Here is a 25,979-nt window from a genome sequence, read left to right on the forward strand (position 1 = left end):
GTACGCCGCGTAGCGGCCGAATCTGGCACGATCCGCTTCACTTCCACGTTTCGGTACGCTCCCATGCACAACCTGTTCGGCAGCGACAGTTGGCTGTACGTCATCCTGGTCGGCTTCGTGGTCGGCCTGCTGGCGCGCTTCCTGGGTCCGAGCGGCGGCCGCTCCGGCTGCCTGTTCACGGTCGTGCTCGGCATCGCCGGCGCGCTGGTGGCCGGCTGGTTCGGCCACTACATGGGCTGGTACAGCCGCGGCGAGCCGGCCGGCTTCCTCGGTGCGCTGCTCGGCGCCATCGCCCTGCTCGCGCTGCTGCGGCTGTTCCTCGGCAAGCGCTGAGGCCGCACCGCGGCGCCGGCACGGCTCGCCATGCCGACGCCGCACGTTTACGCTGTGCGGCCAATGTCCGCCGCAGCGTACCGATGAGTTCCAGCACCGATCTTCCCGACGCGCCGGACCTGCGCGCAGCACAACGCCAACACTGGGCGCGCACCGCATTGGGCGATACGCAGGCGACGCTGCAGCGCGCGTCGATCGACGCCGGCTGGCGCAGCTACTGGCGCAGCCACGGCACAGGCGCCAGCCGCGTGCTGATGGATTCGCCGCCCGGCCTGGAGGACGTGCGTCCGTGGTTGCGCATGCATGCGCTGCTGCAGCAAGGCGGCGTGCGCGTGCCGGCGATCCTGGCGCAGGACGCGGAGGCCGGCTTCCTGCTGCTGGAAGATCTGGGCGGGCCGACCCTGGCGCAGACGCTGGACGCTGCCTCGGCCGATGCCCACTTCGATGCCGCGCTCGGGCAACTGCTGCGGCTGCAGGCGATCGCGCCGCCGCCGGAACTGGGCGTGTTCGGCGAAGCGCTGCTGCAGCGCGACGCGGGCTTGTTCGACGAGTGGTTCCTGCGTCGGCACCTGGGCCTGGACCTGGACTGCGCCGAAATCGACGCGCTCGAACTGGTGCAGCGCCGCTTGATGGACAACGCGCTGGCGCAGCCGCGGGTGCTGGTGCACCGCGACTTCATGCCGCGCAACCTGATGCCGGTGGCCGACGGCCCGGCGGTACTGGATTTCCAGGACTGCGTGCTCGGCCCGGTCGCCTACGATCCGGTCAGCCTGTTCAAGGACACCACGGTGAGCTGGCCGCTGGCGCGGGTCGATGGCTGGCTGGCGCGCTACCACGCGCGCGCGCTGCAGGCCGGGATCGCGCTGCCGCCGCTGGCCCAGTTCCTGCGCGATGCGGACTGGATGGGCGTGCAGCGGCACCTGAAGAACCTGGGCATCTTCGCGCGGCTGAACTACCGCGACGGCAAGGCCTGGTACCTGGACAACGTGCCGCGCTTCATCGGCTACCTCGACGAGGTGTTGCCGCGCCACCCCGCCCTGCAGCCGCTGGCGCAGTTGCTGGAGACGCGGATCAAGCCGGCGCTGGCGCAGCGCGCGGCGGCTGGCGCATGAAGGCGCTGGTCTTCGCCGCCGGCTTCGGCGAACGCATGCGGCCGCTGACCGAACGCACGCCCAAACCGCTGCTGAGCGTGGGCGGCACGCCGTTGATCGTCTGGCACCTGCGCAAACTCGCCGCACTCGGCGTGCGCGACGTGGTGATCAACACCTCGTGGCTGGCCGAGCAGTTCCCGCAGGCGCTCGGCGACGGCAGCGCGTTCGGCCTGCGCATCGCCTATTCCTACGAAGGCGCCACGCCGCTGGAGACCGGCGGCGGCATGCTGCACGCGTTGCCGCTGCTCGGGCCGGCGCCGTTCCTGCTGGTCAATGGCGACATCTGGACCGATTTCGATTTCGCGCAGCTGGCGCCCGAGCCGGCCGGGCTGGCGCAGCTGGTGCTGGTCGATCCGCCGGCCTATGCCGCGCACGGCGATTTCGCGCTGCATGCCGACGCCACGCTGCGCAGCGACGGCGCGCCGCTGCTGACCTACGCCGGCGTGGGCGTCTATCGGCCGGAGCTGCTGCGCGATTGGCAGGCGGCGTTCGCTACGCCGATTGCCGACCACGGCACGCCGCCTCGATTCGCCTTGGCGCCGATCCTGCGTGCGCACATGCGCGACGGCGCCATCCATGGCCTGCACCATCGCGGCCGCTGGACCGACGTCGGCACGCCGCAGCGGCTGGCAGCGTTGGATGGAGAGCTGGGAATGGGGAATGGGGAATCGGGAATGGGGAAAAGCTGAGGTTCCCGCGGGGTTGCCCGCGTCACGCTGGCGCGCAGCCCCCTCCAAGAACGTCGATTCCGAGAACGGCACGCCAGGGCACGGCCGATGAAATGCGAACGCGTGCGTCGAGTTCTTGGGAGATCGGGGACGTCCGTGCATCGCCCAAGCAGGGAAAATCGCGTACCGAGTTCGCAGCACGGCTTCCGGTTGCGGAGTGTCAGCTCTTCCCCATTCCCGATTCCCCACTCCCCATTCCCAGCCTGCGCAAGAACGGCACCGTGACCCGCCGCTGCGCCGCCAGCGATTCGCGGTCCAGCCGCTCCAGCAACGCGACCAGGCCGGCCAGGTCGCGGCCGGCATGGGTCAGCAGCCAGTCGATCGCCGCATCCTCCAGCACCAGCCCGCGGCGTTGCGCGCGCTCGCGCAGCACCGCGGCGCGGCCGGCGTCGTCCAGCGGCGACAGCGCGATGCGCGTGCATTGCGCCAGCCGCGAGCGCAGGTCGGGCAGATTCAGCGCCAGCCCGTCGGGCATCGCCTGCGCGGTGTACAACAGGGTGCCCCCCGCGCTGCGCGCGCGGTTGTGGAAATCGAACAGCGCCACTTCGTCCTCGCGCTGCCCGGCGATCGCCTCCAGCCCGTCCAGCGCGACCACGTCGCGGCCTTCCAGCGCTTCCAGCGCGTCGCGCAGGCGCCCGGACGCGGCCTGCAGCGGCAGGTAGGCGGCGCTGCGCCCGGCCTGCTCGGCCGCCGCGCACAGCGCCAGCGCCAGATGGGTCTTGCCGGTGCCGGCGGGACCGGACAGGTAGATCCAGTCCACGTCGCGGCCGTCGGCGACGGCCTGCAATTGCGCCAGCAGGCCGGCCGGGGCGCCGACATAGCGGTCGAAGCGCTGCTCCGGCGGATAGCGCAACGCCAACGGCAGCTGCGGCACACTCACGGCTGGTCGGGGCTACGCGGCGGCAGTTCGATCAGCGGCCCGCGCTCGGCGCTGCCATCGAGCAGGATCGCCGACTTGTCGCCGGCATACAGCTCGCTCTGCCGGTACTGCTCGTGCAGGTAGTGCAGCAGCACGTTGGCCACCGCCGCCACCGGCAGCGCCAGCAGCATGCCGAGGAAGCCGAACAACTGGCCGCCGGCCATCACCGCGAAGATCACCGCCACCGGGTGCAGGCCGATCTTGTCGCCGACGATGCGCGGGGTCAGCACGTAGCTTTCCAGCAACTGGCCGACGGTGAACACCACGCCGACCAGGATCATCAGTTGCAGGTCGAAGCCCTTGGACTGGACCAGCGCCGCCAGGATCGCCAGCAGGATGCCGGTGGTCGCGCCCAGGTACGGGATGAAGCTGATCAGGCCGGCGACGATGCCGATCAGCAGGCCCAGATTGAGCCCGATCAGGCTCAGCCCGCCGGCGTAGATCACCCCCAGCGCCAGCATCACCAGGAACTGGCCGCGGATGAACGCGCCCAGCACGTCGTTGGACTGCCGCGCCAGGCGGCCGACCGTGGCGACGTGGTTGCGCGGGATGGTCGCGGCCACGCGCTCGACCAGGATGTCCCAGTCGCGCAGGAAGTAGAAGGTCAGGATCGGCAGCAACACCAGGTTCACCACCCAGGTGACCATGGCGAAGCCCGAGCGCGACAGATAGCCGAAGAAGGTCGCGGCGACGCCGCCGGCCTGCTGCCAGTGGCCGCGGATCCATTCGATCAGCCGCTCCGGATCCAGCCAGGCCATCAACTGCAGCCCGGTCTTCTGCTCGGCCCACGGGATCGCGGTGCCGGTGAACCAGTCGCGCGCCTGCGGCAGCACATCGATGAAGGTGACGATCTGCCGCTCCAGCATCGGCACCAGGATCAGCAGCGCCAGCACCAGCAACAGCAGCATCAGCACGAACACCAGGGTCACCGCCATGTTGCGCGAACGGCCGGCGCGCTCCAGGCGATCGACCAGCGGATCGCCGAGCCAGCCCAGCAGCAGCGCCAGCACGAACGGGGTCAGAATCGGCGCCAGCAACGCGATCACCCACAACACGCCCAGGATCACCGCGGCCCATTTCAGGCGGCGCAGGAACTGGGCGATTTCCGCTTCGGGGGACAGCGTCATTTGAGCCGGTACTCCGTGCGCTCGGTATTGAGGATGATCGGACCGCCCTCGACCGGCACCGTCACCGGCTGCAGCGGACTGTCGGCGCCGAGCATGCGGTTCAGCCCGGACACGCCGCTGAGCAGGTCCAGATCCAGTTCCAGGCGGTCGCCGCTGGCCTGGATCGGCACGATGCGCCGCACCACCGAGGTGTTCTGCAGCGCCGCGGACACGCGCAGGTAGTCGTCGGCGCTACGGATGCCGCTGATCACCACCCGGTACACGCCGGCCGGGCCGGTGCTGGCCGCCTTGGCGTAGCGCTTGACCAGCGCGTCGGCGGCACCGTCGGCGCCGGCGGCCATGGCCCGGCGCGCGTCGGCGTCGCTGACCGACCAGTTGGACAGCGTCTTGCCGCTGTCGACGAACACCCAGTCGGCGGTCCAGCCGCCGGACTTGCTGCGATACAGCTTGCCGATCAGCTGCATCGGCGGGCTGTAGCGCGACGAGGCGCTGGCCACCGCGGCGGTGTCCTGGCGCCAGATCGCGCCGACCAACGCCTGCTCGGCGGCGCTGCCGGTGGGCAGGCCGAGCCGGTAGCCGCGCTCGATCGCCCGGTCCAGCACGCTGCGCGCGGCATTGGACTGCTGCACGCCGACCAGGCGCGGGCCGCTGCCGTCGTCGATCGCCAGCCACAGCACCGGCTTGGGCCGCGGCTGCGGCCACAGCGGCAGGCCCAGCGCCGCGGCCAGGCCGTCGACGTCGCTCTGCCGGAAGCGCGCGATCAAGGTGGTACGGAAGGTCGGCGCGCCGCTCGGCGAGGTGCCCTGGTCCTGGCGGTAGTCGTAGCTGTCGACGAAGTTCTTGGCGTTGCGCAGCGCCTGGGTCACCCCCGGGCGCGACATCACCGCGCGGTCGCCGGAGATCTTGCCGAGCACCACGCCCAGCGCGCGCGCCACCGCGCCGTTGCGGTCGGCCTCGCTCTGGCTGTTGACCGGCACCTCGGCGTCGTAGGGGCTCTGCGCGCCGGCGACGTCGCCTTCGGTGCGCAGACCGGCCTGGGCCAGGGCGGCCGCGGCAGGCAGGCACAGCGCGAAAGACAGGAGTAAGGCAAGGCTGCGGCGCATCGAAGGTTCCATTGCTCGGCGTATCCGGGGCGAATTGTTGCCCGAATGCGGTCGTAGCGCCAATGCGGCCTGTTAAAATCGCCGTCTTTCCGCCGACGCCACCGCCCGTGACCACTCCCAAGACCCCCGCCGCCGCCCCGTTGACCTACCGCGACGCCGGCGTCGACATCGATGCCGGCAATGCCGTCGTCGAACGCATCAAACCCTTGGTCAAGCGCAGTTTCCGCCCCGAAGTGATGGGCGGGCTGGGCGGTTTCGGCGCGCTGTTCGACCTGTCCGGCAAGTACCGCGAGCCGGTGCTGGTGTCCGGCACCGACGGCGTCGGCACCAAGCTGAAGCTGGCGCAACAGCTGGGCCGGCACGACAGCATCGGCATCGATCTGGTCGGCATGTGCGTCAACGACGTGCTGGTGCAGGGCGCCGAGCCGCTGTTCTTCCTGGACTACTTCGCCACCGGCAAGCTCGACGTGGAGACCACCGTGGCGGTGGTCGGCGGCATCGCCCGCGGCTGCGAACTGGCCGGCTGCGCGCTGATCGGCGGCGAAACCGCGGAAATGCCCGACATGTACCCGCCGGGCGAGTACGACCTGGCCGGCTTCACCGTCGGCGCGGTGGAGAAGTCGCAGCTGCTCGACGGCGCCAAGGTGCGCCAGGGCGACGTGCTGATCGGCATCGCCTCTTCCGGCCCGCACTCCAACGGCTATTCGCTGGTCCGCCGCATCTACGACCGCGCCGGGCGCCCGGCCGAGCTGCAGCTCGGCGGCACCACCCTGGCCGACGCGCTGATGGCGCCGACCGCGCTGTACGTCAAGCCGATCCTGTCGCTGCTGCGCGGCGAGCACGCCGACGGCATCCACGCGATGGCGCACATCACCGGCGGCGGCCTGACCGAGAACATCATCCGCGTCATCCCCGACGGCCTGGGCCTGGACATCCGCGCCAGCGCCTGGACCCTGCCGCCGGTGTTCGAATGGCTGCAGCGCGAAGGCGCGGTCGCCGACAGCGAGATGTGGCGCACCTTCAACTGCGGCATCGGCTTCGTGCTGGTGGCTGCCCCCGACCAGGTCGCCGCGCTGGAGCGCAGCCTGGACACGCTGGGCCTGGCGCATTGGCAGATCGGCGCGGTGGTGGCGGCCGGCGCCGGCGAACGCGTGCACATCGGCTGAGCCGCATGGCGGCGGGCAAACGCGCCTGGCTGGCGCTGACCCTGGCGGTGTTCGCCGCCAGCTGGGTGCATCCGCTGTGGCCGGCGGAACAGGCGATGCACAGTTCGCTGGCGGTGCTGGGCATCGCCTGGCTGGTCTGGCACGACCGCCGCTGGCCGCTGCGCAGCGCGCACTTCGCCGCGATCTGCGCGTTCATCAGCGTGCACAACATCGCCGCGCACTGGCTGTATTCCAACGTGCCCTACGACCAGTGGCTGCGCACGCTGAGCGGCGGCTGGTCGCCGAACGCCGCGTTCGGCTGGCAGCGCAACCACACCGACCGGCTGATCCACCTTCTGTTCGGGCTGTGCTTCGCGCCGGCGCTGCGCGACTACGCGCGGCAACGCTGGCCGGCGCTGTCGCCGCGCCAGGCATTCGCGCTGGCGACGATGGCGATCATGTGCGCCAGCCTGCTCTACGAATGGCTGGAGTGGCTGATCGCGCTGCTGCTGTCGCCGGAGCAGGCCGAGTCCTACAACGGCCAGCAGGGTGACCCGTGGGACGCGCACATGGACATGCTGCTGGCCACGCTGGGCTGCGCGAGCGCCTGGCCGTGGCAGCGCGGCGGGCGTCTGCCCCCTTCCCCGCACTAGAAGACCGACGATGGCACTGCCCCCACCCCTTCCCGTTGCGGACATCGCCCACGCCGAGACCCTGCGTGCCGAGTCCGAGCTGAGCACCCTGGCGATGCTGTATGCCGTGATGGCGGGGCTGCAGTGCCTGATGCTGCTGCTGGTCGCCGGCCTCCTGGCCTACGGCGTGCATCGCGAGGCCGAGCTCAACGCCGTCGGCCAGAGCCCCGACCAGGCCCAGGCCGGGGTGGTCGCGATCGTGCTGCTGTCGATGCTGCTGGCGTTCGGGCTGGTCTCGCTGATCCTGAAGGTGCTGACCGCGCGCGCGCTGCGCCAGCGCCGCCGCCTGCTGCTGTGCAACGCCACCGCCGTGGTGACCTGCCTGGGTTTCCCGCTGGGCACGGCACTGGGCGTGTGGACCCTGCTGGTGCTGCAGCGCCCGGCCGCCATCGCCCTGTTCCGGAAGGCGTAGCCGATGACGATCCGTCTTGCGGTGCTGGTCTCCGGCCGCGGCTCCAACCTGCAGGCGCTGCTCGACGCGATCGCCGCCGGCGCGCTGGACGCGCAGGTGGTCGGCGTGTTCAGCGACCGCGCGCAGGCGCCGGCGTTGGCCAAGGTGGCGCCGGCACAGCGCTGGTCGGCGGCGCCTGGCAGCTTCCCCGACCGCGCCGCCTTCGACCAGGCGCTGGGCGACGCGGTCGCCGCCGTGCAGCCGGACTGGATCGTCTGCGCCGGCTACATGCGCATCCTCGGCGCCGGCTTCGTGCAGCGCTTCGCCGGCCGCCTGCTCAACATCCACCCGTCGCTGCTGCCCAAGTACCGCGGCCTGCACACGCATGCGCAGGCGCTCGCCGCCGGCGACGCCGAACACGGCGCCAGCGTGCACTTCGTGGTGCCGGAACTGGATGCCGGCGCGGTGGTCGCGCAGGTGCGGGTGCCGGTGCAGCCCGGCGACCGCCCGGAGGACCTGGCGCAACGCCTGTTGCCGCGCGAGCACCAGCTGCTGTGCGCGGCGCTGCAGCTGGCCGCGTCCGGGCGCCTGGCTGAACGGGATGGCAGGGTCTGGCTCGACGGTCAGTGCCGGTTTAGTCCGCTGCGCCTAGATTGCCAGGGCATGCTGATTCCCTGAATACGTCGCAGCGCGAAGCGCACTGGTCGTGTTCGCGCCCAACTCCCCTCCCTCGCAGCCATCCCATGAAGCTCCTTCCGCGTCAGTTCGCTGTTCTCGCCGTGGCCAGCCTCGGCCTGCTGGCGCCAGCCGTCGGCGTGCTCGCGCAGGCGCCGCCGCCTGCGCCATCTGCACCGGCATCGGCCCAGGCCGCACCGGCCACGGCCGCCGCCCCCGGCGCGCCTGCCGCGGCGGCGCCGGGCCTGCCGGCCGAAGCCTGGACGCCGCCGCCGCTGCAGCCGTTCGTGGCCACCTACCAGGCGCTGTACAAGGGCAAGCAGGCCGGCGACGCGCGCATGGAAGTCAGCCACGGCAATGGCGACGAATGGCGCGTGGACCTGGGCGTGCAGGGCCGCAGCGGCTTCGCCAGCATCCTCGGCCTGAACATCGAGCAGAGCACGGTGTTCCGCACCCAGGACGGGCGCTACGTGCCGCAGAGCCAGAGCACGGTGAAGAAGGCGATGTTCTTCGGCAAGAAGGTCACCGGCGTCTACGACTGGAGCAAGGGCGTGGCGCGCTGGGACGGCGACCTGAAGAAGGACCGGCAGCAGCCGATCCCGCTGCAGCCTGGCGACCAGAGCGCGCTGCTGATCAACCTGTCGATCATGCGCGACGCGCAGCCGGGCAAGACCATGACCTACCGCTTCGTCGATGTCGGCCGGGTGCGCGAACACATCTACCACGCCGCCGAGCAGACCGAGACGGTGCAGGTCGGCGACATCAGCTACGACGCGCTGCGCGTGTCGCGCACCAACGGCGGCAAGAATGAGACCATTCTGTGGATCGCCAACGGCGTGCCGACGCCGGTGCGCATCCTGCAGCGCGAAGACGGCGAAGACCGCATCGACCTGCGCCTGACCGAATACCAAGGAGTCTGACCATGACACGCATCGCCCGCCCGCTGTCCGCCGTCGCCGCCGCCCTGCTGGCGCTGGCCAGCCTGCCCGCCCTGGCGCTGGAGCCGTTCAAGGCGGACTACCAGGCCAGCTACATGGGCATGCAGGCCAACGGCTTGATGACCCTGGCCAGCGAAGGCAACAACCGCTGGCGCTACAGCCTGTCGATCAAGAACCAGGTCGCCGACCTGAGCCAGAGCACCGTGTTCGAGGAAAAGGGCGGGCAGCTGCGCCCGCTCAGCAGCGACGACCGCTCGCTGTTCCTGATCAAGAAGAAGGCGGTGACCGCCAACTACGACTGGAGCACCGCGCAGGCGACCTGGGCCGGCGACATCAAGCCCGACCGCCGCGGCCCGGTGAAGCTGCAGCCCGGCGACATGGACGCGCTGCTGATCAACCTGGCGATCGCGCGCGACGTCAACGCCGGCAAGACCCCCAGCTACCGCATGGTCGACGAGGGCCGCGCCAAGCCGATGACCTACAAGGTGGCCGGCAAGGAAACGATCACCGTCAACGGCAAGAGCGAGCAGGCGACCAAGGTCAGCCGCAGCGACGGCTCCAAGGAAATCATCGCCTGGATCGTGCCGGACATGCCGGTGCCGGTACGCATCCTGCAGCGCGAGAACGGCCAGGACGCACTGGACCTGACCATCAAGACGCTGCACTGATCCGCGCAAGGGCGGCGAAGCTCGTCCACGGCGCGGACCGCCAGATCTTCCGCGCCGTGCGCGCCGGCAACGCCCTTCCGCAAAAAGGAAACCCCGGCCGAGACCGGGGTTCTTTTTTAGCCGATGGCGGACGCCAGGGTCCGCCGACCGTGCGTTCGGGCACGGCACCGGCGCATCACCATTCGTACATCAGCTGCAGACGCGCATAGCGCGGCGTCTGGTAGTACTGACCGAGCTTGTAGTACTCGTAGTAGCTGGTACCGGACGAGCTCACGGTCTCGTAGGCCTGATACACCTGCAGCGGCTTGACGTTGTTGAAGACGTTCAACAGCGAGAGTTGCGCCGTCAGGCCCTTGATCGCGGCAGGCTTGTAGACCAGATTCGGACTGGCGTTGAAGGTCCACGGCGTGCGCCCCTGCGTTCCCTGGGTGCTGATCTCGCCGTTGCACACGTGCCACTGCGCTCCATAGCCGTAGTAGGTATCCAAGGTGCCGTAGCCACCGCCGTAGCAGCTGATCGGAGCGCCCGACTGCACCTGCAGGGACAGGCCAACCTGCCATTCCGGTGAGAACTTGTAGGCCCCATAGAGCTTCAGCGTGTGCATGTGGTCGTTGGGAAGGAAGCCGTACGCGCCTTGCATGATCTGCGCGAAATCGAAATCCGCCGTGGTTCCGGTATCCGACTGGCCGTTGTTGGATTTGACCAGGCCCTCGTAGTTGCCCTTGCTCTGCGACCACGTGTAATTGACGTTGGCATACCAGGTGTCGGTGGACTTCTCCGCGCTCAGGGTCAACGCCTTGTAGGTACGCCGGGCCTTGGAACCGAGCGAATCGGCGGACATGGTGATGGTGTCGAGCTTGCCGTCGCCATCGACGTCGACACTGACGGTGGAGGAGCTTCCGGGATTGTAGAGCCAGCAACCCGAAGCGCCTTCCGGCGCAGTCCACTCGTCCCATGCCGAGGTGTCGTAGCCGGCGGAAGTGGCCGCGTTGTAGAGCGACTGGGTCGAACAGGTATCGTCGATGGCGTTGTGGATCTTGCGGTAGGTTCCCTTGATTCCCAGCACCCAGCTGTTGAGGAAGTCGTTCTGGGTGTTCAAGGTGTACTGGTAACCGAGGATCGCCTCGTCCTGGGTATACGGCTTGAGGTTCTTGCTGGTCACGCTTGTCGCATTGGGCGAGGTGCCGTTCTCGCCGTTGTAGTAGTAGGTGTCGCCGATCTGCGAGGCGTTGAGCGGCACGCCGGTCGAACTGACGCCGCTGTAGCTGTACAGCGTCTCCGAGTAGACCGAGGCGCTGGCCGCGCGCAGCGCGACGTTCGCGGCGATCGGCAGGGCGTAGCGTCCCAGGTTGCCGAACAGACGCGACGCGCCGTCGCCGTTCACGTCCCAGGAAAAGCCCAGGCGCGGCTGCCAGATGTTGTCCTGCTTGACGAACACGTCGCCGGCGGTGTTGTAGTTCTTGAAGCCGTCGTTGCGGATGCCCAAGGACAGCAGGAAATTGCTGGTGACATGCCACTTGTCCTGCACGTACCACGAATTCTGCTTCACCTCGACGGTGCCGCCGGTCTTGTAGACGTAGTCGTAGACGTAGTTGTCGTTGTAATAGTAGTAGTAGTGGCCGCCGGAATACGAAGTGCCCTGGCGAGCGGTGAAGTCGTTGTAGTCGTAGCCGAAGGACAGATCGTGGTCGCCCAGCGTCCACTGGAAATCGAGCCGGGTGTCCTCGCGCTGGCTGTAGCCATTGCTGATGCCCAGCGTCGAACTGGCGTAGCAGCTGTTTTCGGCACCGGTGTAGCGCGACGCATAGAAGGTGACCGGGCAGCCGGAGCTGCTGGTGGAATTCACATCGCCGTCGTAGGTCGTGGTCGTGCCGTCCGGGCTTCTGGTGTATTGCTCGCTGACGGTCTTCATCTTGCCGTATTGCAGCGACGCGGTCAGATTGTCGGTCAGGTTGCTGGTCCACTTGAAGACCGTCGTGGGACCACCGCTCTTGGACACGAGCCGGCCGTTGTAAGTGGTCCGGGTCACCTCGTCGCCGCTGAACGAGGTCTTGAAATAGTCGTAGCTGGTCCGGCTGCTGTCGTCGAAGCCGGTGAATTCCAGATGGTTGCGATCGTTCGGGAACCAGTCCAGCTTGACCAGCTTGTACGGCTTGCTGGTGTTGTAGTCGTAGCTGGTGCTGCTGGTGCTGGTGGACGCGGTGCGTCCGTTCCAGACGCTGCCGGTGTTGCGCTGAAACTGTCCGATCACGAACACGAACAGCTTGTCCTGGATCAGCGGACCGCCTTCCCAGAGCGAGTAGGTATTGGAGTTGGTGGTGTTGTTGCTTTGCGGGCGGTACAGGCTGCCGCTGCGGAAATACTCGTCGTCCAGGTGCGCGCGCAACGCGTCCGGCGCCGAATCGATGCTCACCCCGCCGTGCCACTCGTTGGTGCCGCGCTTGATGTTGACGCTGGTGACGCCGCCAGTGGAAAAGCCGTACTCGGCGCCATAGCCGCCGGTCTGCACGTCGAGCTGGTCGATCGCCTGCCACGGCACCTCGCTGAAGGACAGGCTGTCGTAGGAGTCGGTGATGTTCATGCCGTTGACGTAGTACGCGTTCTCGGCCACCGACGCGCCACCGAACGAATTCAGGTTGCCGAAATAGCCGCTGCCCTGCGAGGTGCCTGGGGTCATGCGGGCGACGCTGCTCACGTCCCGCGGCAACGGCAGTTCGTTCAACTGTGCGGCATTGAAGGTGCTGCGCGATTCGACGCTGCTGGTGTCGATGCCGTTGACCACGATCGGCGCCTTGACCGTGACGGCACGCAACGACTTGGTCGCCGGCTCGCCGAAATCGACCGTCACCGTCTTGCCGGCCACGACCATCACGGTGCGCGTGGCGACCACATTGCCCTTTTCGATGAGACTGACATCGTAGCTGCCGCTCGGCAGCGCGGGGATGCGGAACTTGCCTTCCGCGCCCAACGCGACGACGCGGGCTGTCCCGCTATCCAGGCTCTTGATCTGGATCTGCACGCCTTGCACATAGGCCGCGCTGCCGGCGATGTCGCCGGCGGTACTCTGCGCCAGCGCAGTGCCCTGCACCAGGCACAGGCTGAGCATCGTGGCTATTACGGTAGGTTTGAACGAGTGGCGTGAACGTGTCTGGCTCATGAGGGCGGGTTCTTGCAGGACGAGGCGTTGGGGCCTTCCGCGGCACGCGCGGCGAGAGGCGCGCACGTGGGCGGAAGACGGAGTCGCCGTTACGCAGGCTCTTAACGAAATTCCTACGAAGGCTTGACGCGCATTTACGCACCGGGGTTGCGCCGGACGTTTACCGGGCATCGCCGCCGCTTCACGCGATCACGACGTTCAGGCAAGAACCACGACATTGCGGACACGCTTTGCCCGCGCGCTGCGCCGAAAACGTCTGTCCACCAGAATTTCAGTCGTTGCGGTCACCGATACAAACGGCGCCACGCATGAACGGCGGGCTGCAAATCGGCCCACCGTTCTTCATAAAACGTTCATATGCGCGATGTGGGGCAGCCGGAGCAGCTGCGTGCGCAGCTTCCACGCCATCCGGCGCGGCCGTCCCGATGCCGCCATCCAGGCGCAAGACGCGCCGCATGCGAAGCGCCGGGCGTTGCGTCGTGGCAACGCCCGGCCTTGGCGCGGCCGCCGCGATCGACGGCGGGGCCGTGGCCGCCGACTACTTGGCGTGGTTGGCCGGCGCGAACGTGGTGCGGCAGTCCACGCGGATCTGCGCGCCGCTGTCGCGCCAGTAGAAGGTGCTGCACTGGCGCGGGCCGTCCTGGGTGCGGGTCACGCCGACCGCGTAGAACGCCTGCGCGATCTCGCTGCGGCTGACCTGGCCGTCGCCGTTCCAGTCCATGTCGCGCTGTTCGATGCCCTGGGTGATGGCGATGCCCGCATACCAGGCGTAACCGACCCAGGCCAGCACCAGGATCACCACCGCCAGCAGCACCTTGCGCCGGCGGGTGAAGCGGCCCTTGAGGATCATGCGATGCGCCGGATGGACGCGCCCAGCGCCCCCAGCTTCTCCTCGATGTTCTCGTAGCCACGGTCCAGGTGGTAGATGCGGTCGATGGTGGTGTCGCCGTCGGCGACCAGCCCGGCCAGGATCAGCGAGGCCGAGGCGCGCAGATCGGTGGCCATCACCGGCGCGCCGCTGAGCCGCTCGTTGCCGCGCACGATCGCGGTATGGCCTTCGACCTGGATGTCCGCGCCCAGGCGCAGCAGTTCGTTGACGTGCATGAAACGGTTCTCGAAGATCGTCTCGTTGATCACGCCGACGCCGTCGGCCACGCAGTTGAGCGCCATGAATTGCGCCTGCATGTCGGTCGGGAACGCCGGGTACGGCGCGGTGGTCAGGCTGACCGCGCGCGGGCGCTTGCCGTGCATGTCCAGGCGGATCCAGTCCGGGCCGCTCTCGATGGTGGCGCCGGCCTCGCTCAGCTTGTCGAGCACAGCGTCGAGCGTGTCGGCGCGCGCGCGGCGCACGGTGACGCTGCCGCCGGTCATCGCCGCGGCGACCAGGAAAGTGCCGGTCTCGATGCGGTCGGGCAGCACCGCGTGGCGGCCGCCGGACAGGCGCTCCACGCCCTGCACCACGATGCGCGAGGTGCCGGCGCCTTCGATCCTGGCGCCGAGTGCGATCAGGCAGTCGGCCAGGTCGGTGACTTCCGGTTCCATCGCCGCGTTCTCCAGCACCGTGGTGCCGTCGGCCAGGGTCGCGGCCATCAGCACGTTCTCGGTGCCGGTGACGCTGACCATGTCGAACACGTAGCGGCCGCCCTTCAAGCGGCCGCTGCTGGTCGCCTTGATGTAGCCGTTCTCGACGCTGATCTCCGCGCCCAGCGCCTGCAGGCCCTTGATGTGCTGGTCCACCGGCCGCGAGCCGATCGCGCAGCCGCCGGGCAGCGACACTTCGGCCGCGCCGAACTTGGCCAGCAGCGGGCCCAGCACCAGGATCGAGGCGCGCATGGTGCGCACCAGCTCGTACGGCGCGACGTGCTGGTCGACCTTGCGCGGATCGACGGTGATCGCGCTGCCGCGCGCCAGGGTGCCTTCGTCGATGGTGACTTCGGCGCCCAGTTCGCCGAGCAGCTTCACCGTGGTGATCACGTCGTGCAGTTGCGGCACGTTGGTGATCTCCACCGGCGCATCGGCCAGCAGGGTCGCGCACAGGATCGGCAGCACCGCGTTCTTGGCGCCGGAAATATTCACTTCACCGTGCAGCGGGTTGCCGCCGGTCACTACGATTTTGGCCATGGGTCTCGGGGGATTCGAAAAGAAGAAACGGAACGGAACGCGGCTCAGCCGGCCTGCTCGGGGGTCAGCGTGGTCAGCGCCAGCGCATGGATCGCCCCGCCCATCAGCTCGCCCAGCGTCGCGTAGACCATGCGGTGGCGGGCCAGCGGCAGCTTGCCGGCGAACGCGGCGCTGACAACGGTGGCCTCGAAGTGCACGCCGTCGTCGCCCTGCACCTGCACGCGCGCGCCGGGCAGGCCGGCCTCGATCAGTTTACGGATGGTTTCGGCGTCCAACGGGCTTTCCTAATAAAATGATCGGCCATTCTACCCTCCGACCGGCATCCGCATGGCTGTATCGCCCCTGTCCCCCGCCGCGATCGACGACGCCAGCCTGGTCGCCAGCGGCCGCCGCGTGGTCGAGATCGAGCAGGCTGCGCTGGGCGCGGTCGGCGCGCGCATCGGCGCCGAGTTCGCCGCCGCCTGCCGGCTGATCCTGGCCTCGCGCGGGCGCGTGGTCGCCACCGGCATGGGCAAGTCCGGGCATGTGGCGCGCAAGATCGCCGCTACCCTCGCCTCCACCGGCACCCCGGCGTTCTACGTGCATCCGGGCGAGGCCGGGCACGGCGACCTGGGCATGATCACCGATGCCGACGTGGTCCTGGCGCTGTCCTACTCCGGCGAATCCGACGAGATCCTGATGCTGCTGCCGGTGCTCAAGCGCCAGGGCAACGCGGTGATCGCGATGACCGGCCGCGCCCAGTCCACGCTGGCCCGCGAGGCCGACCTGCACCTGGACGTCAGCGTGCCGGCCGAGGCCTGCCCGCTGGACCTGGCGCCGACCTCCAGCACCACCGCCTCGCTGGCGCTGGGCGATGCGCTGGCGGTGGCGCTGCTGGACGCGCGCGGCTTCACCGCCGACGATTTCGCCCGCTCGCACCCGGCCGGCAGCCTGGGCCGGCGCCTGCTGCTGCACATCACCGACGTGATGCACGGCGGCGACGACCTGCCGCGGGTGCGCGAGGACGCCAGCCTCAGCGAAGCGCTGGTGGAGATGAGCCGCAAGCGCCTGGGCATGACCGCGGTGGTCGATGGCGACGGGCGCCTGCTCGGCCTGTTCACCGACGGCGACCTGCGCCGCACCCTGGACAGCGCGCTGGACGTGCGCCAGACCCGCATCGCCGACGTGATGACCCGGCAGCCGCGCACGATCGGCGCCGACCAGCTCGCCGCCGAGGCCGCACGGCTGATGGAAACCCATAAGATCAACGGCTTGATCGTGGTCGACGGCGACGGCCGCGCGGTCGGCGCGCTCAACATTCACGACCTGTTGCGCGCCAGAGTGGTTTAACAGCCTGAACTTGTTCACCGCCCGCCGGCGCCCTGCGCCGCTGGCCCTGGCCTGCTGGAAAGCCGGCCTTCCCGCCCCGATATAGCGAACCATGCCCTATTCCCCGCTGGCCGACCTTCCCGCCGACCTGATCGACCGCGCCGCCCGGATCCGCCTGGCGTGCTTCGACGTGGACGGCACGCTGACCGACGGCCGCCTGTACTACGACCGCGACGGCAACGAGAGCAAGGCGTTCAACGTGCTCGATGGCCAGGGCCTGGTGCAGTTGCGCCGGCACGGCATCGAGGTGGCGCTGATCACCGCGCGGCCCAGCCTGGCCGCGGAGAAGCGCGGCCAGGAACTGGGCCTGCTGGTGCAGATCGGGGTCAAGGACAAGCGCGCCGGGGTGCAGGCGCTGTGCGACGAGCGCGGGCTGAGCCTGGAGCAGGTGTGCTTCATGGGCGACGACCTGCCGGATCTGGCGCCGCTGCGCGTGGTCGGGCTGGCGGTGGCCCCCGCCAATGCGCATCCGTGGACCGCCGAGCACGTGCACTGGCTGACCCGCGCCCGCGGCGGCGAAGGCGCCGCGCGCGAGCTGTGCGACGTGCTGCTGGCCGCGCAAGGCCACGTCCCCTCCCTGCTGCAGGAGCATGGCGCATGAGCTGGCGCACCGTTCTCGGCGGCCTGTTGCTGGTCGCCGCGCTGGTCAGCGGCTGGTCGGCCTGGCACCAGCGCAGCAAGCGGGTGCCGACGAGCGACGCCGAGGCCCGCTCGGACTACATCGCGCACGATTTCCAGATCGTCGCGCTGGACAAGCAGGGCAAGGAGTCGATGACCCTGCGCGCGCCGCAGATGGAACGCAGCCGCGCCGACCAGACCATGGCGATCGAAACCCCGCTGTTCCTGATGCCGGACGCCAATGGCCAGCACTGGGAAATGCGCAGCAAGACCGGCTGGGTCAGCGCCGACGGCACCGAACTGCGCCTGCGCGGCGACGTCGCCGGCGACAGCCCCAAGGTGCCCAGCATCCCGCCCACCACCTTCCGTACCCAGAGCCTGGACGTCTTCCCGCAGACCAGCACCGCGCGCACCGCCGAACCGGTCACCATGACCCGGCCCGGTATGATGCAGTCCGGCGTCGGCTTCGAGGTCGACTTGAAATCCCGGCAGTACAAGCTCCTTTCACAGGTCAAGACCCGCTATGAACCGAACGCTGCCCGCTAAGCTCGCGCTGCTCGCCCTGCTGCTGCCCGCACTGGCGATGGCCAAGTCGTCCGATCGCAATCAGCCGATGGATATCACCTCCGCCAGCCAGAGCGGCAACATGCTCGACGACAACGGCAAGATCCGTTACACGGGCAATGTCGTCATCATCCAGGGCACGCTCGAAATCCACGCCGACACCGCCGACCTGTTCCGCAAGGACGGCGACATCGACCGCGTCGTGCTGACCGGCAAGCAGGCCACGCTGAAACAGCAAATGGACGACGGCTCGCCGATGGACGCCGTCGCCGACAACATCGACTACAAGGTCGGCACCGATACCGTGGTGTTGACCGGCAACTACCGCATGACCTCGCCCAAGGGCACCAATGCCGGCCAGCGCATGGTCTACAACACCAAGACCGGCGACATGCAGGGCGGCGGCGACGGCACCCGCGTGCACACGGTGATCCAACCGAAGAACGCGGCGCCGGCAGGCGCCGCTGGCGCCAAGCCGGCCGCCAAGCCCGCCGCGACGCCGGCCAAGCCCACCACCCCGGCCAAGCAAGGAGGCCAGTGATGCTGCTCGCTGAAGGCCTGCGCAAGCGCTACAAGCAGCGCGAGGTCGTGCGCGAGTTCGCCCTGACCCTGGAGGCGGGCGAAGTGGTCGGCCTGCTCGGCCCCAACGGCGCCGGCAAGACCACCTGCTTCTACATGATCGTCGGCCTGGTCGAGGCAGATGCCGGGCGCATCGTGCTCGACGGCAACGACATCACCGCGCTGCCGATGTACAAGCGCGCCAAGCTCGGCGTCGGCTACCTGCCGCAGGAGCCGTCGGTGTTCCGCAAGCTCAGCGTGGCCGACAACATCCGCCTGGTGCTGGAACTGCGCGAGGACCTGGACGACGCCGGCCGCGAACGCGAACTGTCCTCGCTGCTGGACGAACTGCAGATCGGCCACGTCGCCGAGCAGCTCGGCGCCAGCCTGTCCGGCGGCGAGCGCCGCCGCTGCGAGATCGCCCGCGCGCTGGCCGCCAAGCCGCGGATGATGCTGCTCGACGAACCCTTCGCCGGCGTCGACCCGATCTCGGTCGGCGAAATCCAGCGCATCGTCACCCACCTCAAGCAACGCGGCATCGGCGTGCTCATCACCGACCACAACGTGCGCGAAACCTTGGGAATCTGCGACCGGGCGTATATCCTCAACGAAGGCAGCGTGTTGGCGCAGGGGGCGCCGGAAGCGCTGCTGGCCAATAGCGACGTCCGCCGCGTCTACCTCGGGGAAACCTTCAGGCTCTGACCGCGCGGGCGTTGCGCCACGCCCTTTCCCGTTCGGCACAGGCATGAAAGCACGGCTGCAGACATCGCTGGGACAGCATCTGGTCATGACGCCGCAGTTGCGGCAGGCGATCAAGCTGTTGCAGATGTCCAGCGCCGAACTGGAAGTGGAGATCGCCGAGGCGGTGGAGAGCAATCCGCTGCTGGAATGGGCCGAAGACGCCGCACCCACGCTCGATGTGGCCGGCACCGGCAGCGCCGAAGGCGAGGCCGAGGTCGCGCCGCCGGCCGGCGATACGCTGGACAACGTGCCGCAACACGACGGCGACGCCTGGTCCGATGCCGAGCCGGCCTGGAGCAGCGGCGGCGGCGGCTCCTTCGACGACGACGACGACATGGGCAGCGCCGCCGAGCGCGTCGCCGAACCCGACACGCTGATCGATCACCTGTTGTGGCAGTTGCACCTGTCGCACCTGTCGCCGCGCGACCGCAGCATCGGCGCGGCGCTGATCGACGCGCTCGACGACGACGGCTACCTGCGCGAACCGCTGGCCACGATCGCCGAAACCTTGCAGCCGGACATCGTCGCCGAGGAGGAGGAAATCCTCACCGTGCTGCACCAGATCCAGCGCTTCGACCCGGTCGGCATCGCCGCGCGCACGCTGGGCGAATGCCTGAACCTGCAGTTGGACGTGCTGCCCGCGGACACGCCCGGACTGGAACTGGCGCGCGCCATCGCCAACGGCCCGCTGGAGAAGCTGCCGCGCAGCGGCATCGCCGGCATCGCCCACGAACTCAAGCGCCCGGCCTCGGCGGTGGAGACCGCGGTCACGCTGCTGCGCTCGCTGGACCCGCGCCCGGGCAAGCAGGTCGGCGAACTCAGCGCCGATACCTACGTGGTGCCCGACTGCGTGATCTGGCGCCAGCGCGGCGTCTGGCACGCGGCGCTGGCCGGGCACGCGCGGCCCAAGGTCACCATCCACCGCGGCTACGAACAGCTCATCCGCCAGTGCGGCGAAAGCGACGCCGGCTACCTGCGCGGCCAGCTGCAGGAAGCGCGCTGGCTGCTGAAGAGCCTGGAAGCGCGCGGCGAGACCCTGCTCAAGGTGACCCGCTGCCTGCTGCGCCAGCAGGCCGGCTTCCTCGAATTCGGCGAACAGGCGCTGCGCCCGCTGACCCTGCGCGAGATCGCCGGCGAACTGGGCCTGCACGAGAGCACCATCTCCCGCGCCATCGCCCGCAAGTACGTGCGCACCCCGCGCGGCACCATCCCGCTGCGCGCCTTCTTCGCCTCGGGCATCGACACCGACAGCGGCGGCGAAGCCTCCAGCACCGCCATTCAGGCGATGATCCGGCGCCTGATCGAGGCCGAGAACCCGCGCAAGCCGCTTTCTGACGCCAAGCTGGCCGACCTGCTGAAAGGCGCCGGCGTGCCTGTAGCGCGGCGCACGGTTGCGAAGTATCGTGAGGCCATGAACATTTCCGCTTCCCACGAACGCGTCCGCATCGGTTGACGCATCGGCGGCAGGCGGCAATGGTTCATAAGGTGAATCCCGAACCAAGGAGTATCCGATGCGTATCGAGACCTACGGCCAGCAGATCGAAGTCACCCCCGCCTTGCGCGAGTACGTGGAGACCAAGCTGCAGCGGCTGAAGCGGCATTACGAGGAAACCATCGAGGTCCGCGCCCAGCTGGCGCTGCGCAAGCCCGACCACCACGTCGAGGCCACGGTCAACGTTCCCGGCCGCACCCTGCACGCCGATGCCAGCGCGCAGACCATGTACGCGGCGATCGACCTGCTCGCCGACAAGCTCGACCGGCTGATCATCAAGCACAAGGAAAAGAAACAGGACCACCACGCCGCCGAGGTGCGCGACAATATCGTGTGATCCTGCACACGTTGCTCCTGCCATGCCCTTGACCGATCTGATGGCGGCCGTCCGCACCCAGGTGCTGCCGGCCGCCGATCGCGACACCCTGCTGCGTACCGCCGCCGGCCTGCTGGCCTGTCCGCAAGCCGGCTTCGACGAACTCTTCGCCAGCCTGCGCGAGCGCGAACAGCTTGGCAGCACCGCCATCGGCCATGGCATCGCCATCCCGCACGGCCGCGCCCCGCATCTCGACGCCCCGCGTGGCGCGCTGTTGCGGCTGGACCAGCCGATCGACTTCGACGGCCACGGCGCGCAGGTCGACCTGATCTTCGCGATGGCCGTGCCGGCGCACTACACCCACCAACACCTGATGCTGTTGTCGGAACTGGCCGAACAGTTCTCCGACGAGGGCTTCCGCGCCGCGCTGCGCCGCGCCCCCGACGCTGCCGCATTGCACGACCTGCTCGGCGGCGCCCCCCAGGCCAGCGCCGCATGAGCATGAATACCAGCATCACCGCCCGCGAACTGTTCGACCAGCAACGCGACCGGCTCGGCCTGCGCTGGCTGGGCGGACAGAAGGGCGAACACCGCGAGCTGGAAGCCGGCAACGCGGTGTCGCGGCGCCCGTCGCTGGCCGGCTACCTCAATACGATCTACCCGAACAAGGTGCAGATCCTCGGCACCGAGGAACTGGCCTGGCTGGATTCGCTGGATTCGCGCCAGCGCTGGGAGACCATCGAGAAGATCGTGCAGGTGCGGCCGCTGGCGCTGGTGATCACCAAGAACCAGTCGTGCCCGGAAGACCTGCGCGCGGCCGCCGACGAATCCGATACGCCGCTGTGGGGCTCGCCCAAGCGCGGCCACGAACTGCTCAACCACCTCTCCTATCACCTGGCGCGCACGCTGGCGCCGCGGGTGATCCTGCACGGGGTGTTCATGGAGATCTACTCGATCGGCGTGCTGATCACCGGCGAGGCAGGCTCGGGCAAGAGCGAGCTGGCGCTGGAACTGCTCAGCCGCGGCCATCGGCTGGTCGCCGACGACGCCCCCGAGTTCACCCAGATCGCGCCCGACGTGCTCGACGGCACCTGCCCGGAACTGCTGCAGGACCTGCTGGAAGTGCGCGGCCTGGGCGTGCTCAACGTGCGCGACATGTTCGGCGACACCGCTGTAAAGAAGAACAAGTATCTTCGCCTGATCGTGCACCTGACCCGGCCCATGACCGAACCGACCCCGCATGGCTACGAGCGCCTGACCGGCGATTCCGGCACCCGCCACGTGCTGGACCTGGACGTGCCGCTGATCACCCTGCCGGTGATGCCCGGGCGCAACCTGGCGGTGCTGACCGAGGCCGCCACGCGCCTGCACATCCTGCGCACCAAGGGCATCGACCCGGCGGCGATGTTCATCGCCCGCCACAGCAACCTGCTCGAACGGCGCACGCCATGAACGCGGTGGCGAACACCTCCACCCTGGTGATCGTCAGCGGCCTGTCCGGCTCCGGCAAATCGGTGGCGCTGAAGACCTTCGAGGACCTGGACTACTACTGCGTCGACAACCTGCCGGTGGAACTGCTGCCGGCCTTCGTCAAGAGCCTGGTGCGCGACGACGTCGGCCCCGGCAAGCTGGCGGTGGGCATCGACGTGCGCAGCCGCCACAGCGACCTGGCGCAGCTGTCGCGCTGGCGCGAGGCGGTGGCGCAGTTCGGCCTGGACGCGCGGCTGCTGTTCTTCGACGCCACCGACGAGGCGCTGATCAAGCGCTACGCCGACACCCGCCGCCGGCACCCGCTGTCGCACCTGGGCCTGTCGCTGCCCGAGGCGATCGAGCGCGAGCGCGCGCTCACCGAACCGCTGCGCCGCGAGGCCGACGCGGTGATCGACACCAGCACGCTCAACGTGCACCAGCTGCGCCGGCGGGTGACCACCGAGTTCGCGCTGACCAACGAGAACAGCCTGTCGCTGCTGTTCGAATCCTTCGCCTACAGGCGCGGAGTGCCGGCCGAAGCCGACTTCGTGTTCGACGCGCGGGTGCTGCCCAACCCGCACTGGGATCCGGAACTGCGGCCGCTGACCGGCCGCGACAGCGGCGTGCGCGACTACCTGGACGCACAGCCGGACGTGCAGCGGTACACCGCGCAGATCGTCGACCTGCTCGACACCTGGCTGCCGCGGCTGCGCAACGACACCCGCAGCTACGTCACCATCGCCTTCGGCTGCACCGGCGGCAAGCACCGCTCGGTGTACCTGGCCGAACGCCTGGCCCGCCACGCGCGCGAGCAGGGCTGGCCGGAAGTGGCGACGTTCCATCGCGAGCAGGACTGAAGGGCCGGGATTGGGGATTCGGGATTGGCAAAAGCGGGAGCGGCTGCGGCCGTTGCTCTGGCGTTTGCGAATCCCCAATCCCGAATCCCCACTCCCGGCCTTCCGGCCATTCCCTGCGCCCTGCCCGACCTGTTAACGTTCTCCCATGGCCTGTGGCATTCTCCTGATTACTCATCCCGGTGTGGGCGCGTCGCTGTTGAGCGTGGCCACCGGATTGTTGCGGCAGTTGCCGCTGAAGACCGAAGCGTTCGAAGTTCCGCTCGATGCCGATCTGGATGCGCTGCTGCCGCAGGCGTCGGCGGCGTTGCGGCGGGTCGATGACGGCGACGGCGTGCTGGTCGTGACCGACCTGTACGGCGCCAGCCCGAGCAACCTGGCGACGAAACTCGCCCGCCTCGGCACGCCGGTGCGGCGCGTCTCGGCGCTGAGCCTGCCGATGCTGCTGCGGATCATGAACTACCCCGAACAGGGGCTGGACCAGTTGCCCGCGACCGCGGCCGCTGGCTCGCGCAATGGAGTGGTGATCGACGATGCTTGAACGCGAACTCATCGTATCCAACCGACTGGGCCTGCATGCGCGCGCGACCGCCAAGCTGGTGCAGACGCTGTCCTCGTTCCGCTGCAACGCCACGCTCGCGGCCAAGGGCCGCGAGGTCAACGCCAAGAGCATCATGGGCGTGATGCTGCTGGCCGCCGCGCAGGGCACGCCGGTGACGGTGCGGGTGGACGGCGCCGACGAAGCCGACGCGCTGGAGGCCGTGGTCGGCCTGTTCGAGCGGCGCTTCGACGAGGACAGCTGAGCATGCAGTGCCGGCCGCCGGCCGCGACCACGCCGCCGCGCCGACGCGGATGCGCGCGGTGAGCCTGCGCATCGCCGGCCATGGCGCCTCGCGCGGCAACGCGCTGGGCCGCGCGCGCGTGCGCCTGCCGCATGCGCTGGACGTGGCCGAACAACGCATCGGCGCAGCGCAGGTGCCCGAGGAACTGGAACGCCTGCACCTGGCGGTGAACGCCGCGCGCGAGGAAATGCACGGCCTGCGCCAGCGCCTGCATGGCGCCCTGGCCAAGGAGGTCGGCGAGTTCCTCGACCTGCACGCACTGCTGCTCGACGACCCGGAACTGCTGCACGGCCTGGACGAACTGATCCGCACCGGCCGCTACAGCGCCGACTATGCGTTGCGCCTGCAGCGCGACCGCCTGGCGACCGTGTTCGACGCCATGGAAGACGCCTACCTGAAAAGCCGCATGGACGATCTGGACCATGTGATCGGGCGCATCCACGCGTTCCTGCAGAAGCGCCAGCCCGACAGCGCCGGCCTGGCCGGCGAGATCCTGGTGTGCGAGAACGTGGCGCCGTCGGAACTGGCGCAATTGCAGGCGCAGGGCGTGGTCGGCATCGTCACCAGCGCCGGCAGCGCGCTGTCGCACAGCGCGATCCTGGCGCGCAGCCTGCACCTGCCGCTGGTGGTCGGCGTCGCCGATGCGCTGCAGAAGATCAACGACGGCGACGTGCTGATCGTCGACGGCGTGCAGGGCGCGGTGATCGTGGAGCCCACGCCCGACGACCTGCGCGACTACCGGACCCGCGTGCGCGACCAGGCCAAGCTGCAACGCGGCCTCGGCAAGCTGCGCTCCAAGCCCAGCCGCACCCTGGACGGGGTCGATATCGTGCTGCTGGCCAATGCCGAGTCGCGCGACGACGTGGCCCGCGCGCATGCGCTCGGCGCCGACGGCCTGGGCCTGTACCGCACCGAATTCCTGTTCCTGCAGCGCGACGCGCTGCCCGACGAGGAAGAACAGTTCCGCACCTACCGCGACGCGGTGCTCGGCATGAGCGGGCGGCCGGTGACCATCCGCACCCTGGACCTGGGCGCGGACAAGGCCGACCGCACCGGCCTGACCATGAGCAACGAGCAGAACCCGGCACTGGGCCTGCGCGGCGTGCGCCTGTCGCTGGCCCGGCCGAAGGTTTCGGACACGCAGCTGCGCGCGATCCTGCGCGCCTCCGGCTACGGCCCGGTGCGCGTGCTGGTGCCGATGATCAGCGCGCGCGAGGAGATCATGGCGATGCGCCGGCATCTCAAGCGCATCGCCGCGCAACTGCGCCGCGAGGGCCACGCCATCGCCGAGCAGGTGCAGATCGGCGCGATGATCGAGGTCCCGGCCGCGGCGATCGCGCTGGACACCTTCATCGACGCCATCGACTTCCTGTCGATCGGCACCAACGACCTGGTGCAATACCTGCTCGCCGCTGACCGCAACAACGAAGCGCTGGGCGAGCTGTATTCGCCGCTGCACCCGGCGGTGCTGCGCCTGATCGCGCAGGTCATTGCCACCGGCCACGCCCACGCCAAGCCGGTGGCGGTGTGCGGCGAGATCGCCGGCGATCCGGCGCTGACCCCGATCCTGCTGGCGCTGGGGCTGCGCGAGTTCAGCCTGCACCCGGCGACGATGCTGGAAGTACGCCGGGTGATCCGCGACACCGATCTGCAGGCGCTGCGCCTGCGCGGCGCCAAGCTGCTGCAGGCACGCGACCGCAAGGGCATCGAGCGCTGGTTGGCTTGAGAGCCGGGATTGGGGATTGGGGATTGGGGATTGGGGATTCGCAACAATCAAGAGCGTGCGTGGCCACGTGCGCTACCGCCGCGTCGGTGCTAGCGCAGTGACCCCTGCTCCAGCTCCCGCGCTTTCAGGCCCCACCGCCTCTGGAAAGCAGATTCGGGATCTGCAGCTGCGCCTGCGTAGGAGGAGCTTCAGCTCCGATGCTCTACCGGTGAGGCGTCGGGGCTGAAGCCCCTCCTACAGGGAGCGGACGCCGATTTGCGGGCATGGCACTTTTTTCGCCAG

The 25,979-nt window shown here is 69.1% G+C and carries 29 protein-coding genes; 22 read left to right on the forward strand and 7 right to left on the reverse strand.

The features are described from left to right. Positions 1 to 63: 63 nt before the first annotated feature. The 3 genes from HDC36_RS08240 to murU all read left to right on the forward strand — a co-directional run bounded on the left by HDC36_RS08240 (position 64) and on the right by murU (position 2,173). On the forward strand, positions 64 to 333 hold the full coding sequence (locus tag HDC36_RS08240; protein ID WP_179566206.1) for a GlsB/YeaQ/YmgE family stress response membrane protein: 270 nt from the start codon (positions 64 to 66) through the stop codon (positions 331 to 333). An 83-nt stretch (positions 334 to 416) separates the two neighbouring features. After that, positions 417 to 1,445 carry a phosphotransferase gene (locus HDC36_RS08245; protein ID WP_179566208.1) on the forward strand — a complete coding sequence of 343 codons (1,029 nt, stop codon included), beginning with the start codon at positions 417 to 419 and terminating at the stop codon, positions 1,443 to 1,445. After that, on the forward strand, positions 1,442 to 2,173 hold the full coding sequence (gene murU, locus HDC36_RS08250) for an N-acetylmuramate alpha-1-phosphate uridylyltransferase MurU (protein WP_179566210.1): 732 nt from the start codon (positions 1,442 to 1,444) through the stop codon (positions 2,171 to 2,173). The genes HDC36_RS08245 and murU overlap by 4 nt, the downstream gene beginning before the upstream one ends. Positions 2,174 to 2,372: 199 nt before the next feature. Here the strand turns inward: murU and hda are convergent, their stop codons facing one another. The 3 genes from hda to HDC36_RS08265 are packed head-to-tail and all read right to left on the reverse strand — an operon-like array spanning position 2,373 to position 5,373. Then, entirely contained in the window at positions 2,373 to 3,092 is a 720-nt protein-coding gene (hda, locus tag HDC36_RS08255; protein WP_179566212.1) for a DnaA regulatory inactivator Hda, read from the reverse strand. Beyond that, entirely contained in the window at positions 3,089 to 4,258 is a 1,170-nt protein-coding gene (locus tag HDC36_RS08260; RefSeq protein ID WP_179566214.1) for an AI-2E family transporter, read from the reverse strand. The genes hda and HDC36_RS08260 overlap by 4 nt, the downstream gene beginning before the upstream one ends. Beyond that, positions 4,255 to 5,373, reverse strand: a complete 1,119-nt coding sequence (locus HDC36_RS08265) for a DUF2066 domain-containing protein (protein ID WP_179566216.1) — start codon at positions 5,371 to 5,373, stop codon at positions 4,255 to 4,257. The genes HDC36_RS08260 and HDC36_RS08265 overlap by 4 nt, the downstream gene beginning before the upstream one ends. Before the next feature lie 128 nt (positions 5,374 to 5,501). Between HDC36_RS08265 and purM the strand changes: the two genes are divergently transcribed. The 6 genes from purM (at position 5,502) to HDC36_RS08295 (ending at position 9,870) form a co-directional block, all read left to right on the forward strand. Continuing rightward, complete coding sequence (gene purM, locus HDC36_RS08270) at positions 5,502 to 6,527, forward strand: phosphoribosylformylglycinamidine cyclo-ligase (RefSeq protein ID WP_179567929.1); 1,026 nt, start codon at positions 5,502 to 5,504, stop codon at positions 6,525 to 6,527. 5 nt (positions 6,528 to 6,532) lie between these two features. Next, complete coding sequence (locus HDC36_RS08275) at positions 6,533 to 7,159, forward strand: DUF2238 domain-containing protein (RefSeq protein WP_179566218.1); 627 nt, start codon at positions 6,533 to 6,535, stop codon at positions 7,157 to 7,159. Between the two features lie 10 nt (positions 7,160 to 7,169). Continuing rightward, a complete protein-coding gene (locus HDC36_RS08280) occupies positions 7,170 to 7,610 on the forward strand; it encodes a hypothetical protein (protein WP_179566219.1) in 441 nt (146 codons plus the stop codon). Positions 7,611 to 7,613: 3 nt separating this feature from the next. After that, positions 7,614 to 8,267, forward strand: a complete 654-nt coding sequence (gene purN / locus HDC36_RS08285; RefSeq protein WP_179566221.1) for a phosphoribosylglycinamide formyltransferase — start codon at positions 7,614 to 7,616, stop codon at positions 8,265 to 8,267. Between the two features lie 65 nt (positions 8,268 to 8,332). Beyond that, positions 8,333 to 9,184 (forward strand): DUF3108 domain-containing protein, encoded by an 852-nt coding sequence (locus HDC36_RS08290; protein WP_179566223.1) that lies wholly within the window; start codon positions 8,333 to 8,335, stop codon positions 9,182 to 9,184. 2 nt (positions 9,185 to 9,186) lie between these two features. Continuing rightward, positions 9,187 to 9,870, forward strand: a complete 684-nt coding sequence (locus HDC36_RS08295; RefSeq protein WP_179566225.1) for a DUF3108 domain-containing protein — start codon at positions 9,187 to 9,189, stop codon at positions 9,868 to 9,870. A gap of 175 nt (positions 9,871 to 10,045) precedes the next feature. On the opposite strand, the gene HDC36_RS08300 is transcribed toward HDC36_RS08295, so the two are convergent. From HDC36_RS08300 to HDC36_RS08315, 4 genes are all read right to left on the reverse strand, one after another. Continuing rightward, positions 10,046 to 12,976, reverse strand: coding sequence for a TonB-dependent receptor (locus HDC36_RS08300; protein WP_255432642.1), 2,931 nt, complete (start codon positions 12,974 to 12,976; stop codon positions 10,046 to 10,048). Positions 12,977 to 13,565: 589 nt separating this feature from the next. Then, complete coding sequence (locus HDC36_RS08305; protein ID WP_179566229.1) at positions 13,566 to 13,877, reverse strand: EF-hand domain-containing protein; 312 nt, start codon at positions 13,875 to 13,877, stop codon at positions 13,566 to 13,568. Beyond that, positions 13,874 to 15,148, reverse strand: coding sequence for a UDP-N-acetylglucosamine 1-carboxyvinyltransferase (gene murA / locus HDC36_RS08310; RefSeq protein WP_179566230.1), 1,275 nt, complete (start codon positions 15,146 to 15,148; stop codon positions 13,874 to 13,876). The genes HDC36_RS08305 and murA overlap by 4 nt, the downstream gene beginning before the upstream one ends. 44 nt (positions 15,149 to 15,192) lie before the next feature. Next, the gene (locus tag HDC36_RS08315) at positions 15,193 to 15,423 is read right to left on the reverse strand and encodes a BolA/IbaG family iron-sulfur metabolism protein (protein WP_003478139.1); all 231 of its coding nucleotides are present in this window, start codon (positions 15,421 to 15,423) and stop codon (positions 15,193 to 15,195) included. 52 nt (positions 15,424 to 15,475) lie between these two features. On the opposite strand from HDC36_RS08315, the gene HDC36_RS08320 reads away from it, so the two are divergent. The 13 genes from HDC36_RS08320 (at position 15,476) to ptsP (ending at position 25,697) form a co-directional block, all read left to right on the forward strand. Beyond that, positions 15,476 to 16,477, forward strand: a complete 1,002-nt coding sequence (locus HDC36_RS08320) for a KpsF/GutQ family sugar-phosphate isomerase (RefSeq protein WP_179566231.1) — start codon at positions 15,476 to 15,478, stop codon at positions 16,475 to 16,477. Between the two features lie 91 nt (positions 16,478 to 16,568). Further along, positions 16,569 to 17,117: an HAD hydrolase family protein gene (locus tag HDC36_RS08325; RefSeq protein ID WP_179566232.1), complete on the forward strand. Its 549-nt coding sequence runs from the start codon at positions 16,569 to 16,571 to the stop codon at positions 17,115 to 17,117. Continuing rightward, complete coding sequence (gene lptC / locus HDC36_RS08330; RefSeq protein ID WP_179566233.1) at positions 17,114 to 17,680, forward strand: LPS export ABC transporter periplasmic protein LptC; 567 nt, start codon at positions 17,114 to 17,116, stop codon at positions 17,678 to 17,680. The genes HDC36_RS08325 and lptC overlap by 4 nt, the downstream gene beginning before the upstream one ends. Next, entirely contained in the window at positions 17,658 to 18,239 is a 582-nt protein-coding gene (gene lptA, locus HDC36_RS08335; protein ID WP_179566234.1) for a lipopolysaccharide transport periplasmic protein LptA, read from the forward strand. The genes lptC and lptA overlap by 23 nt, the downstream gene beginning before the upstream one ends. Continuing rightward, positions 18,239 to 18,958, forward strand: a complete 720-nt coding sequence (gene lptB / locus HDC36_RS08340) for an LPS export ABC transporter ATP-binding protein (RefSeq protein ID WP_179566235.1) — start codon at positions 18,239 to 18,241, stop codon at positions 18,956 to 18,958. Before lptA ends, lptB begins: the two co-directional genes overlap by 1 nt. Positions 18,959 to 19,001: 43 nt before the next feature. Beyond that, a complete protein-coding gene (locus HDC36_RS08345; protein ID WP_179566236.1) occupies positions 19,002 to 20,450 on the forward strand; it encodes an RNA polymerase factor sigma-54 in 1,449 nt (482 codons plus the stop codon). Between the two features lie 58 nt (positions 20,451 to 20,508). After that, positions 20,509 to 20,826, forward strand: coding sequence for a ribosome-associated translation inhibitor RaiA (gene raiA, locus HDC36_RS08350; protein ID WP_003478125.1), 318 nt, complete (start codon positions 20,509 to 20,511; stop codon positions 20,824 to 20,826). A 22-nt stretch (positions 20,827 to 20,848) separates the two neighbouring features. Beyond that, on the forward strand, positions 20,849 to 21,304 hold the full coding sequence (locus HDC36_RS08355) for a PTS sugar transporter subunit IIA (RefSeq protein WP_179566238.1): 456 nt from the start codon (positions 20,849 to 20,851) through the stop codon (positions 21,302 to 21,304). A gap of 2 nt (positions 21,305 to 21,306) precedes the next feature. Continuing rightward, the gene (gene hprK, locus HDC36_RS08360; RefSeq protein WP_179567931.1) at positions 21,307 to 22,257 is read left to right on the forward strand and encodes an HPr(Ser) kinase/phosphatase; all 951 of its coding nucleotides are present in this window, start codon (positions 21,307 to 21,309) and stop codon (positions 22,255 to 22,257) included. Further along, entirely contained in the window at positions 22,254 to 23,132 is an 879-nt protein-coding gene (gene rapZ / locus HDC36_RS08365) for an RNase adapter RapZ (protein ID WP_179566240.1), read from the forward strand. Before hprK ends, rapZ begins: the two co-directional genes overlap by 4 nt. 145 nt (positions 23,133 to 23,277) lie before the next feature. Beyond that, positions 23,278 to 23,670, forward strand: coding sequence for a PTS fructose IIA subunit family protein (locus HDC36_RS08370; RefSeq protein ID WP_179566242.1), 393 nt, complete (start codon positions 23,278 to 23,280; stop codon positions 23,668 to 23,670). Then, the gene (locus HDC36_RS08375; protein ID WP_009591660.1) at positions 23,663 to 23,932 is read left to right on the forward strand and encodes an HPr family phosphocarrier protein; all 270 of its coding nucleotides are present in this window, start codon (positions 23,663 to 23,665) and stop codon (positions 23,930 to 23,932) included. Before HDC36_RS08370 ends, HDC36_RS08375 begins: the two co-directional genes overlap by 8 nt. A gap of 58 nt (positions 23,933 to 23,990) precedes the next feature. After that, the gene (ptsP, locus tag HDC36_RS08380; RefSeq protein WP_179566244.1) at positions 23,991 to 25,697 is read left to right on the forward strand and encodes a phosphoenolpyruvate--protein phosphotransferase; all 1,707 of its coding nucleotides are present in this window, start codon (positions 23,991 to 23,993) and stop codon (positions 25,695 to 25,697) included. The last annotated feature ends 282 nt before the right edge of the window (positions 25,698 to 25,979 follow it).

It is taken from the genome of Xanthomonas sp. JAI131 (assembly GCF_013410075.1).
Classification (GTDB): domain Bacteria; phylum Pseudomonadota; class Gammaproteobacteria; order Xanthomonadales; family Xanthomonadaceae; genus Xanthomonas_A; species Xanthomonas_A bonasiae.